Source organism: Acinetobacter sp. LMB-5 (assembly GCF_001541635.1).
GTDB classification, from domain to species: domain Bacteria; phylum Pseudomonadota; class Gammaproteobacteria; order Pseudomonadales; family Moraxellaceae; genus Acinetobacter; species Acinetobacter pittii.
On the sequence record NZ_LRDR01000001.1, the window covers coordinates 531,791 to 543,950 of the forward strand.

Annotated in this window: 9 protein-coding genes and 1 pseudogene; 6 read left to right on the plus strand and 4 right to left on the minus strand. The window is 38.3% G+C overall.

From position 1 onward, the window contains the following. Positions 1 to 80: 80 nt before the first annotated feature. Positions 81 to 182 (plus strand): annotated as a pseudogene (locus AW165_RS20265) (PilZ domain-containing protein); the annotation flags it as partial. A gap of 29 nt (positions 183 to 211) precedes the next feature. On the opposite strand, the gene AW165_RS02420 reads toward AW165_RS20265, so the two are convergent. Both AW165_RS02420 and AW165_RS02425 read right to left on the minus strand, forming a co-directional pair. Then, positions 212 to 1,120, minus strand: coding sequence for a DMT family transporter (locus AW165_RS02420; RefSeq protein ID WP_060464866.1), 909 nt, complete (start codon positions 1,118 to 1,120; stop codon positions 212 to 214). A gap of 7 nt (positions 1,121 to 1,127) precedes the next feature. After that, the gene (locus AW165_RS02425; RefSeq protein WP_078210287.1) at positions 1,128 to 1,616 is read right to left on the minus strand and encodes a YaiI/YqxD family protein; all 489 of its coding nucleotides are present in this window, start codon (positions 1,614 to 1,616) and stop codon (positions 1,128 to 1,130) included. A 246-nt stretch (positions 1,617 to 1,862) separates the two neighbouring features. Between AW165_RS02425 and AW165_RS02430 the strand changes: the two genes are divergently transcribed. Continuing rightward, positions 1,863 to 2,804 (plus strand): hypothetical protein, encoded by a 942-nt coding sequence (locus tag AW165_RS02430; RefSeq protein ID WP_002118998.1) that lies wholly within the window; start codon positions 1,863 to 1,865, stop codon positions 2,802 to 2,804. A gap of 238 nt (positions 2,805 to 3,042) precedes the next feature. Here the strand turns inward: AW165_RS02430 and serC are convergent, their stop codons facing one another. After that, positions 3,043 to 4,122 (minus strand): 3-phosphoserine/phosphohydroxythreonine transaminase, encoded by a 1,080-nt coding sequence (gene serC / locus AW165_RS02435; RefSeq protein WP_060464867.1) that lies wholly within the window; start codon positions 4,120 to 4,122, stop codon positions 3,043 to 3,045. Positions 4,123 to 4,506: 384 nt separating this feature from the next. On the opposite strand from serC, the gene AW165_RS02440 reads away from it, so the two are divergent. The 4 genes from AW165_RS02440 to AW165_RS02455 are packed head-to-tail and all read left to right on the plus strand — an operon-like array spanning position 4,507 to position 9,356. Further along, the gene (locus AW165_RS02440) at positions 4,507 to 5,994 is read left to right on the plus strand and encodes a TolC family protein (protein ID WP_060464868.1); all 1,488 of its coding nucleotides are present in this window, start codon (positions 4,507 to 4,509) and stop codon (positions 5,992 to 5,994) included. Positions 5,995 to 6,006: 12 nt separating this feature from the next. Beyond that, the gene (locus AW165_RS02445) at positions 6,007 to 7,128 is read left to right on the plus strand and encodes an HlyD family secretion protein (protein WP_060464869.1); all 1,122 of its coding nucleotides are present in this window, start codon (positions 6,007 to 6,009) and stop codon (positions 7,126 to 7,128) included. A gap of 3 nt (positions 7,129 to 7,131) precedes the next feature. Next, positions 7,132 to 8,262: an ABC transporter permease gene (locus tag AW165_RS02450; RefSeq protein ID WP_212823798.1), complete on the plus strand. Its 1,131-nt coding sequence runs from the start codon at positions 7,132 to 7,134 to the stop codon at positions 8,260 to 8,262. Next, positions 8,259 to 9,356, plus strand: a complete 1,098-nt coding sequence (locus AW165_RS02455; RefSeq protein ID WP_060464871.1) for an ABC transporter permease — start codon at positions 8,259 to 8,261, stop codon at positions 9,354 to 9,356. The genes AW165_RS02450 and AW165_RS02455 overlap by 4 nt, the downstream gene beginning before the upstream one ends. 45 nt (positions 9,357 to 9,401) lie before the next feature. Here the strand turns inward: AW165_RS02455 and gyrA are convergent, their stop codons facing one another. Beyond that, the gene (gene gyrA, locus AW165_RS02460) at positions 9,402 to 12,116 is read right to left on the minus strand and encodes a DNA gyrase subunit A (RefSeq protein ID WP_060464872.1); all 2,715 of its coding nucleotides are present in this window, start codon (positions 12,114 to 12,116) and stop codon (positions 9,402 to 9,404) included. Positions 12,117 to 12,160 lie beyond the last annotated feature (44 nt).

The following is a 12,160-nucleotide window of genomic DNA, read 5'->3' on the forward strand; positions in this document are numbered from 1 at the left end:
AAATTGCACCCACATCTACTATTTGGCCATACCGTTAGATGCTGTATTAAGGTTTAAAAATCAGTAAGTTCTGACTTATCCTTAATAATCCTAATATTATATTGCTGCGCTATTTTCTACTAGTTGAGTTGGGAGATCAATTTGATCATGCATTTCGCTACGAATTAGAACAATTTAATGAATAAGCTCAACAAATTACCCAAATCTTCTCCTATTTAGACTTCATATGTTGAGCAAAGTTCCGGTTTGCCTGAATGTCTTTATAGAAATATAAAAAGAGTCCAGACAAGATAATGAAAGCGCCTACAAAAACCATAATTGAAAGTTGTTCATGGTTTAAAGCAGCCCCAATCATCATCGCTAACATAGGGGTAATAACTGTCGTTAAAGATAAAGTGGTTGCCTGAATATTTTGTATAAGTTTGAAATAACAGAACATGGCAACGAGTGAAGCCATGAGTACCGTATAAATTAGGGCAAATAGTGATTTGGCTTCTGGCAAATGTGTCGGTGCATATTGCCAAATAAATGGAATAAAACAACTAGCAAAAATAGAAGACACTAAAATAGAGCCTGTTGCCTGAGCCATCGGCTGAATTTGGGCATTAACTTTCTTAACCCAGAAAATTGAAAATGAATAAACAAACACACTGATCAGCATAAGAATAATACCAAACGGGTGTACATGCTGATTCGCACCGCTCAGACAAATAATAGCTAGCCCACAGACCGCAATTGCCATACCCAACCATTGCAGCTTATAAAGTTGCTGGCCAAAAGCAAACCGCCCAATAAGCCCCGCCATAATCGGTGCTAAGCCAAACATAAGTGCAATCATGCCGGAACTTAAATATTGGGTCGCGGCATAAGTGAAAATTTGAGAACCAATTAAGCTAAAAGATCCGGCAATATAGCTATGAACTGCTTGTCGATGCGTCGGAAAAGGTGTTCTCAAAATTAGTAATATGATGACAGCCAAAGGCAATGCAATAAAAAAGCGTAATAACAATGCCCACATCAGATGTAGATCAGACACACTCCAGACAATTGCCAACGGAGTTGTTGCCCAGATAAACACTAACAAGGCATAGGTTAGAGCCAAATTGGTTTGCGATGGCATGCGATGCTCACTTAGCTGTTTTACGTTTTTGCTTTAAAATCGTTTGATCTAATGAACTTGAAAATTCACGTTTATCTCGCTCGGAAATAGGCGGTGGTCCACCAGTTTGCACACCCGCACCACGAAGCGTATCCATGAAATCACGTAGATGTAAACGCGCTTTAACATTGGCCGTTGTATAGACTTCACCACGGGGATGAATAGCAACTCCACCTTTCTCGATCACCTGAGCTGCCAGTGGAATATCCTGCGTAATGACAATGTCATTTTCAACCATACGATCAACTATTTCTTTATCTGCCTGATCAGCACCACTGAGAACCTGTATTGATTTGATTCGTACTGAAGGGGTGATACCAACATTCTGATTGGCTACAAAAATGACTTCTAATTGATAACGATCTGATGCACGTAAAATCACTTCACGTAAAATTTTCGGTAAGGCGTCTGCGTCTACCCATAGCTTAAATGGCAGCACGTTATTCTCTATTTCCACTAAAAATATTAGTCTAACAGATGCTTTTCTAAGGTGAGTAAAAATAACGATTAAACTGATTTTTAATTTCAACATTTAAATTTTTTATAAATTAAACGTACTTTTAACTTATAAATAGAAACGCCGCTTCCCTTTAAATGACTAAATATGCGCTTTTACAAGAGAATTTACATATGGTGACTTGAAAAATAGCAAACACCCTCGATTTAATATAACAAGTAATGTGAACCCAACAGCATCATGCTTATGAAAAATCAAAACAGTCCAGAAGTTATTAAAGTAAATGACCAAAATTTTGGTAGTCATGGAGAACATTGGAATCTATTGACGTCCCATCCCGAAACAGATGTACCAAAATGGTTAGGACTGGCACTTGATGCACCTGTAATGCCAATGGGTTTGTGTGAACATGAAGAAGACATGGACCAATCTTTTTGGCTCATTCAAGGTCCACAAGACCAAAAAGTTACGATCAATCAAATTATTGCTGTTGAAAACCAAAAACCTCGCGCGCTTAAAACAGCCTTCCCAAGTTTTGAAAGTCCATATCAATATAATGCGAAAATTGAACGCATCATTACTTGTGACTCTGCTACACAAGCCGTGTTGAGTTTAAGACTAAATAAAAATACAACCGTTTATGCATTTGATAATTTATTTAGTGTTAACTACTGTCAATATGACAAAAATCAAAACTATCAAGTCCAATTTAATGCATGGGCTTATGAATTAGAACCTGTTCCAGCAGGTGAAAAAATCATTGTTGATGACCCCGCTTCTATTAAACATCACCGTGCATTAAATGCAATTTTAACTGAACATAATGGTGTTGCTCCTGAAAACTTACAGGAACTCATTAATGAATGGCAACCAAAAACTCCAGAAGATCAAGAACCTGTAACCGTTGATTTTTCTAAAATGGTCGCTTATTTATATGGCGAAAATCTTGGTCAAGAAGATGAAGCATGGTTCCAAGGTAATATTGTTGGTAAGACCTCTATGACATTTATGGGGGCAGAATATACCCTTTATGATGTCACTTTGGTTTTAGAAGATGATCTTCCTGCCATATTAGTGCGCATTGCGACCAAAAACGATTTGTATAAAAACTTTAATATTGGCGAATATATTCGCGGTAATATCTGGATTCAGGCGACTATTTGTGCTAAAAAGGGTGAAACTAATTGAATTTCACTAATATTTTAATAATTAGGTTATTGAATGAAGATTATACCCGAACAAACTACCAGCCTCATTCAATCCAGTAGCCTGCGCGTAAAGGTCGATACTGGTGCGTTTTGCTTTTTTGTCTTGGGTATGTTCTTAGCTGCCATATTCATGCACCAGTTTGGTTTAGTGCCTTTTTAATTTATAACTTATTTAATAAATAAAGCCCTCATTTGAGGGCTTTATTTATTTGATTTGCTTAACCATTACGCTTTGCAAAATCATCCATAAAGTTGATTAAAGCCTGTACGCCTTCTAATGGTACGGCATTATAAATACTTGCACGCATACCGCCGACAGAACGGTGGCCAGCTAAATTCAACAAGTGATTAGCTTCCGCTTCTTTTAAGAATTGCTTTTCTAAAGCTTCGTCTGCCAAGGTAAACGGTACATTCATAATTGAACGGTTTGGAATTGCGATCGGGTTATTGTAGAAATCACTTGAGTCGATATAACCATATAACAACTGAGCTTTTTCAAGGTTCACTTTATGAATAGCCTCTACCCCACCCTGCTCTAGCAACCATTCAAATACCAAACCAGACAAGTACCAAGCGTAAGTCGATGGTGTATTTACCATAGAACCATTTTTCGCTTGCTCACCATATTTTAAAATACTTGGAATTTCTGGTTTAGCCTGATCAAGTAAGTCATCACGAATAATGACAATTGTTAAACCAGCAGGACCAATATTTTTTTGTGCACCAGCATAGATTAAACCGAACTTAGTCACATCTAATGGAGCAGATAAAATACTTGATGAATAGTCACAAACAAGTGGAGCTTTTACATCAGGAATTCCTGCAAACTGTAAGCCGCCAATCGTTTCATTATCCGCATAATGTACATATGCTGCATCGTCAGATAAATTCCATTCGCTTTGTTCAGAAATCGCGAACTTGCCATCTACTTTAATGCCAGCTTCTACAACATTAATATCGCCATAACGTTTTGCTTCTTTTAAAGCTTTTTCAGACCAGATTCCGGTGTGAATATAATCGGCTTTACTGTTCTTACCTAGAAGGTTTAAAGGAATCGCAGAAAATTGTAATGACGCACCGCCTTGTAAAAACAGTACTTTATAGTTTTCTGGAATATTCATTAACTTGCGTAAATCTGCTTCAGCTTTTTCAGCCACAGCAACATAGTCAGCACTACGGTGACTCATTTCCATGATGGATAGACCTTTACCTTGCCAATCCAACAATTCTTGTTGAGCTTTTTCTAAAACGGCAGTAGGTAATGCAGCAGGACCAGCACAGAAATTGTACGCGCGCATGATTTTTCCCTTGTATAAAGTCAAACACAATAAAAATGGCATTTAACCACAGATTGCTTAAGCTTGCAGCAGCTTCTCAAGTAAATATTTCAATGCTGGACTGTATTTAGGTTTATTTTTTCAATTATTGTTGTCTTTATTTCTTTAGTTTTAATAATCAGCTTCCCCATTTAAAAAATTTTTAAGCAAAAAGATCAACTTGACTTGTGATTATAATTTCACATACCTTGATAGCTATTACAAAAATATTGGCTTAGTAAATTCAATAATTAAAGGAGCTAAAAACCACTATGTTTTTATACAAATGTATAATAAACAAGATGATAATTGAATTTAATAACAAGAAATTTAAACTATAAGGGATGCCAAAAATTGTTATTTAAAATGCCAACACATCGATATAGACAGTCTATTTTTCCCTTTTCATTTAAACCAAAACATCTTGCTTTGGCTTTAGGCTTTTTTTTCACTAATCATTTATATGCCGGAAGCTTAAGTTATGCTGAAGCAGAACAACAAGCTTTAAAAAGTTCATACAGTACTCAAGCCAACCAAGCATTACAGCAAGCATCTCAATTAGAAGCTGAAGCAGTAAAGGGCCTCGGATTACCTAGAGTTGATTTGAATGTCAGAGCATATGCTTTTCATAGTGAAACAGATGTACCTCTTGGGGCTTTTAAACAAAAACTTGAGAATGATTTAAGCCAAGGACTAAACGATAAACTTTCACAGTGGAACAATGTCATTCCATCAGATGTGCTGGGACAAGTTCAAGAAGGCGCAAACCAAACCATACATGATGGTATTAACCGATTTCCAGATTATGCGAATCTGACCATAGAAGATCAGGTCGTACGCCCTTCCATTTCAGTCGTAATGCCACTCTATACAGGCGGCTTAACCAGTAGCGCTAAAAAAATAGCAAATATACAAGCACAGCGCTCTGAACTTTCAAGCCAACAACAACAAGATATACAGCGATTTGAAGTAGTACAAAGTTACTTTAATGTGCAATTACAGCAGCAACTGGTCGCAAGTAGCTTATTTAATTTTAATGCGATGCAAAAACATTACAGCAATGCCCTAAAGCTGGAACAACAAGGATTTATTAGTAAAGGGCAACGCATGCAATTTGAAGTCGCGCGTAATAATGCGGAACGTACTTTACAAAATACTCAAGCCAACTTAAACGCCAGCCGCTTTAGTCTTAATAATCTTTTACATCAACAAAATAATGTCGATTTAAGTACACCGTTATTTGTAAACAACACTCCCAGCCAGTCCCTAGAATCACTTTTAACCAGTTATTCACAACAATCTAGCCTTGTACAAAAAATGCAGATGGATACTCAACTGGCTAATGTCAATATTCAAGCTCAACAAGCAGCAAAAAAACCAAGTCTATTTGCATTTGGTGAATATGCGCTTGATGAAAATGAAAACTGGATTGTCGGTGTAATGGCAAAATACAACCTATTCTCTGGGGTAGATAAAAATAAGAATATTCATGCTGCCGAATTGAAGCGCTACGCTTCTGAGCTCATGACTGAACGAACTAAACAAGAGATTGAAGCACTTTTGAATAAATCATATAACGAGCTTAACTCTGCTCAACAAAGTCATCAGCTCTTACAAAGAAACGTAAATGCCGCTCAAGAAAACCTACGTATCCAAGAACTTTCTTTTCGTGAAGGAATGGGTACAGCAACCCAAGTGATTGATGCACAAAATGCATTAAGTGCGTTAAAAACTGAAATGGCTTTAAATGCTTATAAATATGTCATGTCACTCGCAACTTTACTGCAAAGTCACGGCTCAATTGATCAGTTTAAAGCTTATGTTAATCAACCACATACCGACTATATTCGTTAATGGGAGTATAAAATGAATCAAGACTCAGCTCATTCAGAACAAGATTCTCCTGTTGCGGATACGGCAGAAACCAACCAAGTTCAAAAAGATGATCAAGTTAGTGACCATCAAGAATCAAGCACAAATAAAAGTGACTCTAAATCGCCTAAAAACTCTAAAATTAAACTGATTATTGGCCTGATCATCATTACCCTATTAGGTTTAATTATTTTTGGTTTGTGGAAAAGCTATCAGCCGAAACCTATTGAACTTCAAGGCCGAGTTGAAGCCGAGACTATTCACGTAAGTACAAAAGTTCCAAGTCGTATTGAAGAAATTTATGTACAAGAAGGCCAGAAAATTTCCAAAGGTCAGCCCCTTGTTCGTTTGGTTAGCCCGGAAATAGAAGCTAAAAAGCAACAAGCCTTGGCTACCTTACAATCGGCTTTAGCATTTCAATCTACGGTAGACCGCGGTTCGCAACAAGAAAATATCGATACTCTTTATGCCAACTGGCAAAGCACGAAAGCACAAGCAAACCTTGCAAAGACCACTTACCAACGCGGTGAAAATTTATATAGACAAGGTGTCATTTCACGTCAAAGACGAGATGAAATGCTTGCTGCACAGACCTCTGCTCAAGAATTAAGTGAAGCCTCTTATCAACAATATGCTCGTGCAAAACGTGGAAGTACTAGCCAGCAAAAATCTACAGCAGATGCACAAGTTGAAATTGCAAAAGCTGCGGTAGCTGAGGCAAAAGCGTTAGAGGAAGAGACACGCTTACTCTCACCTATTTCAGGTACGGTTTCAAAAACTTATGGTAAACCTTCCGAATTAGTCGCTATGGGCGTGCCTGTTGTTAGCATTTTAGAAGATGATGATTTATGGGTAAGTTTAAACGTCGGTGAAAATCAATATGCATCCGTTTATAAAAATAAAACCCTTGAAGGATTCATACCTGCTCTTAATCAGAATGTGAATTTTAAAATCAAGAATATTGATGCTGAAGGTGAATTCGCCACCATTAAAACGACTCGCCAAACTGGAGGCTATGATATTCGTAGCTTCAAATTACATCTGGTGCCTGAAAGTCCTGTCAAAGATTTAAAGGTTGGTATGAGTGTTCTATTTAAAATTAAAGAAGAAAAATAAAGCATGTTTGCCAGTATATTACGGGAACTAAACTATCTAAAAAGCAATAAATGGGATTTGTGTATGGTCACACTTATCCCTGCTTTTATCATTTTCATGTTTAGCAGCATGTTTTACGCAGGTAAAGCTGAACACTTACCAATTGCGATTATTGATCAAGACCAAAGTGAACTCAGCCGCAATATTGAAAAGTATCTTTCGTTGAATCATACAGTAGACATTAAAACAATTACGGCAAGCTCTGCTGAGGCTGAACAACTACTCAATGAAACCAAAATATGGGGTTATGTTTTTATTCCAGACGGGGCTGAAAAACGCTTCGTGAAAGCACAAGATGCTCAAATCAGCATTGCATTTAATCAGTCTTTTTTTAGTGTCGGAAATACAATTTCTTCAGCAATGCTGGTCAGTACCCTTAATGCTTTAGCAGACTATGCTGGTCAAAGTTATCTTGCAAATAGTATTCCCTATTTAGATGCTCCTACAGCTCATGTAAAAATCTCAACGCTTTATAATCCAAGCATGAGCTATGAGTTTTATTTAGAACCCTTCATGGTTCCTGCTGTATTGCACTTATTGCTGTGTTGCTGTGTTGCCTTTGCTATTGGACAAGAACTTAAACGTGGCACATTAACAGCATGGGTAAACCGAGAAAGTTTTATTCAAGGCTTATTGGCTAAAAATTTGCTTTATAGCCTTATATTTTGTGCATGGACATGGATATGGATGTTTTGGCTAGTCGAAATCCGTGGCTGGTTCGTAGCAGGTTCTCTTAGTTTATTGTTATGTGCACAGTTTTTACTCTATTTTGCCTACGCTTTGATTAGTAGCACCGTCATTCTTGCAACCAAAAATTTAAGTAAAACTTTTGGTTTTATCGCGGTATATGGCGGGTCTTCTTTAAGTTTCGCAGGCGTTACGCTACCTTTAAATAATGCCCCTATTTTTACCAAATTTTGGTCACTCATTATTCCTTATACCCCTTATGCTAAGCTTCAAACCGAACAATGGGTGATCGGCAGTCCAATTTTCATTTCAATGATTCCTTTTTTAATACTCATCGGTTATTGCCTGATTTACTTCTTTTTAAGTTCTCTACTGCTTAAAAAATTAATTCGGGGAGCAGTGCAATGAAAGAATTTTTAAAGGCATATTTGCAAACTTTTAAAGATATTGTAGGAAACAGTTCAGTTTTCACAACTCTGATTTTATCCGTCATTCTTTATAGTTTTTTTTACCCTACCGCCTATAAAGCTGAGCGGGCAGAATCTATTCCTATTGTCATTGTTGATGAAGAACAAAGCCTCTTAACTTCTCAATTGATTGGCCAAAGTGCAAATAGCCCCCATGTTCATATCGTTACAGTTACCAGCAATTTTTTACAAGCTGAACAAATGGTCCGTGAGCAAAAAGCCGACGGTATTTTACTTTTACCCAATAACTTAACCCAAAGCTTACGCAGAGGAGAAACAGGTGGAATCGGCTTATACTTAAGCACAACCAACTTTTTAAAAACTAAAGAAATTGGTTTAGGTCTAGCAACCTCGATAGAAGCTATATTAAAAGAATATATTGAAAAATTTGGACAGCGCACACATTTCCAGCCAGCGCTTTCTATTCATCAAGTGCCGTTATTTAACCCACTTTCAGGCTATGGAAGTTATATTTTTCCGGCTGTTGCATCTTTAATTATTCATCAAACGATTGTGCTAGGTTTGGCAATGTTAATAGCTAGTTATCGTGAGCAACATGAAAAGATTACAGCTGTTCGCTTCGCTGGAGTTTTCGCAAGTATATTTACTATTGGTTGTTTGGGCTGTTTTTATCTTTTTGGTTTTACCTTGTGGTTCAATGACTATCCACACGGTGGAAACTTTATAGGTCTACTCATTGCCGTTCCAATTTTTATTAGTTGTGTGATTGGATTAGGCATGCTGATCGGTTCACTTTTAGATATGCCGGAACGTGCAGGACATATTATTGTGTTTAGCTCTGTACCTTTATTCTTACTAACTGGAGCTGCTTGGCCTCATCAAGCCATGCCTGAATGGTTACAATCGTTGGCATGGTGTTTACCCTCAACACATGCGGTACAAATGTTTGTGCAACTTAACCAGATGGGCGTTCCATTAGCCACGGTTGTACCAAAGCTGATTTTTCTTGGGACCCTTGGATTAATATTGATGAGTTTATCTTATTATCGGCTTGTTAAAAAATCTTCTTCATAAAATAAAAAAAGGAAGCTTATGCTTCCTTTTTTATTAAAGTTTTACTTAGTCTTCAGAAGCATCTTCATTATTTGATACAACTTCTTCGCTATCAGTTTCAGTAGTATCTACTTCGCCTTCGAGAAATTCTTCTTCATCTTCAACAGCTTCAATAGACACAACGCCCACTAGAGTTTCTTCTTCGCTTAAGCGAATTAGACGTACACCTTGTGCATTACGACCAGTCATTGCAACTTCTGCTGCACGGGTACGAACTAATGTACCGCCATCAGAAATAAGTAACAATTCTTTGGTTTCATCAATAGACACTGCACCAACAAGCTCACCGTTACGTTCGCTTGTCTTAATCGCAATTACACCCTTACCGCCACGTTTCTTGGTCGGGAAGTCATTTACTGGAGTACGCTTACCATAACCGTTGGCACTTGCACATAGTACTTCACCTGTTTCAGGTACAACTACAAGCGATACGATACGGCTTACTAAATTTGAATCTGCTGAATCGTCATTGTCATCTGATTCATCATTTTCAACTTCTGCATCTTCTTCACTTAAAGTACTGCTTGCAAAGCTAACGCGCATACCACGCACACCTTTCGCAGTACGACCCATTGCACGTACGTCAGTCTCAGCAAAACGGATTGCCTTACCTTCGTTCGAGAACAACATGATTTGCTGATTACCATCAGTAATCGCAACACCAATTAAGGTATCTTCTTCATTGAGTTCAATTGCGCGCAAACCATTTGAACGGATATTAGCGAATTGCTCTAAATCAACACGTTTAACCGTACCTGATGCTGTCGCCATAAATACGTAATGGTTTTCTGGGAACTCAGTCAACGGCAAGATAGCTGTTACTGTTTCATTCGCATCTAAAGGTAACAAGTTCACAATCGGACGGCCTTTGGCACCACGTGATGCTTGAGGCACTTCAAACACACGAAGGCGATATACTTTACCTACGTTGGTAAAGCACAGCACAGTCGCATGGTTTGAAGCTACAATCAGATGTTGAATAAAGTCATCATCTTTCATTGAAGTTGCAGACTTACCACGTCCACCACGGCGCTGAGCCTGATAATCTGAAAGTGGTTGAGTCTTTGCATAACCTGTTTGTGAAACCGTTAATACAACTTGCTCTTCAGGAATTAAATCTTCACGGCTAAAATCAATACGTGATTCAATAATTTCAGTGCGACGTCCATCACCATACTGTTGTAGTACCAGTGCCAACTCTTCGCGAATTACAGCCATCAATAAATTGAAATCATTCAAAATTGCAGTAAGTTCAGCGATTTGACCTAAGATCTCAGTATATTCTGCATGTAATTTGTCTTGTTCAAGACCAGTTAAACGATGTAAACGTAATTCTAAAATTGCGCCTACTTGTGTTGGTGATAAACGATAAATCGATTCAGTTAAACCGAATGGACGATTTGGATCTTCACCTTCGATTTCATCTGGACGAACAGAAATTGCGCCAGCTTTTTCAAGCAATGAAACGACACCACCACCTGCCCACTCACCTGCAAGTAAACGCTCACGCGCTTCAGCAGGGTTAGCAGAAGTTTTAATCGTCTCGATAATTTCATCGATATTGGCTAAAGCAACGGTTAAGCCTTCTAAGATATGACCACGTTCACGTGCTTTACGCAGTTCGAACATGGTACGGCGGGTCACAACTTCTTGGCGGTGACGGATAAATGCCGCAATAATATCTTTCAGATTCATCAATTTTGGTTGTCCGTTATCAAGACAAACCATATTGATGCTGAATGAGTTTTCAAGTTGAGTATTTAAGAATAAGTTATTTACAACGACTTCAGCGTTTTCACCACGCTTTAAGTCAATTGCAATACGCATACCTTCTTTGTCAGACTCATCACGAAGTTCTGAAATACCTTCAAGTTTTTTCTCTTTCACTAACTCGGCAATACGTTCAATAACTCTTGCTTTGTTTACTTGATATGGAATTTCAGTAAAGACGATGGTTGTACGGCCTGTCTTTTCATCTTCTTCGAAATGGTACTTACCACGAATGTGTAAGCGGCCTTTACCTGTACGGTAGGCATCAACAATACCTGATTTACCGTAAATAATACCGCCTGTAGGGAAGTCAGGACCCGTAATGTATTCCATCAATCCTTCAATCGAGATATTCGGATTGTCAGCATAGGCTAAGCACGCATTCACAACTTCTGTCATGTTATGCGGTGCCATGTTGGTTGCCATACCTACGGCAATACCAGCAGCGCCATTAATTAACAAGTTAGGAACACGTGTCGGAAGTACTTCAGGAATACGCTCAGATCCGTCGTAGTTATCTTCCCAGTCAACCGTGTCTTTTTCTAGATCTGCAAGAAGCTCGTGTGCAAGCTTGGTCATACGGACTTCGGTATAACGCATTGCAGCTGCGCTATCACCATCAATCGAACCGAAGTTACCCTGACCATCTACCAATAAATAACGTAAGCTAAAGTCCTGAGCCATACGTACAATGGTTTCATAAACAGCTGAGTCACCGTGAGGGTGATATTTACCGATTACGTCCCCAACAACACGCGCAGATTTCTTGTAGGCTTTGTTATAGTCATTGCCCAATTCGTGCATGGCATAAAGCACACGACGGTGAACAGGTTTAAGACCGTCTCTCACATCCGGCAATGCACGAGATACGATTACACTCATCGCGTAATCTAAATATGAATGCTTGAGTTCGTCCTCAATGGCAATCGGTCGGATTTCCGATACGCTCATGCATACTCCTTCTTACAGATAGAAATTTCCATCTGCTTATATGT

Bases quoted from the DNA above. Each gene is read 5' to 3' on its own strand.
- AW165_RS02420 (WP_060464866.1), bottom strand. From the start codon at position 1,120: ATGCCATCGCAAACCAATTTGGCTCTAACCTATGCCTTGTTAGTGTTT.
- AW165_RS02430 (WP_002118998.1), top strand. From the start codon at position 1,863: ATGAAAAATCAAAACAGTCCAGAAGTTATTAAAGTAAATGACCAAAAT.
- serC (WP_060464867.1), bottom strand. From the start codon at position 4,122: ATGCGCGCGTACAATTTCTGTGCTGGTCCTGCTGCATTACCTACTGCC.
- AW165_RS02440 (WP_060464868.1), top strand. From the start codon at position 4,507: ATGCCAACACATCGATATAGACAGTCTATTTTTCCCTTTTCATTTAAA.
- AW165_RS02445 (WP_060464869.1), top strand. From the start codon at position 6,007: ATGAATCAAGACTCAGCTCATTCAGAACAAGATTCTCCTGTTGCGGAT.
- AW165_RS02450 (WP_212823798.1), top strand. From the start codon at position 7,132: ATGTTTGCCAGTATATTACGGGAACTAAACTATCTAAAAAGCAATAAA.
- AW165_RS02455 (WP_060464871.1), top strand. From the start codon at position 8,259: ATGAAAGAATTTTTAAAGGCATATTTGCAAACTTTTAAAGATATTGTA.
- gyrA (WP_060464872.1), bottom strand. From the start codon at position 12,116: ATGAGCGTATCGGAAATCCGACCGATTGCCATTGAGGACGAACTCAAG.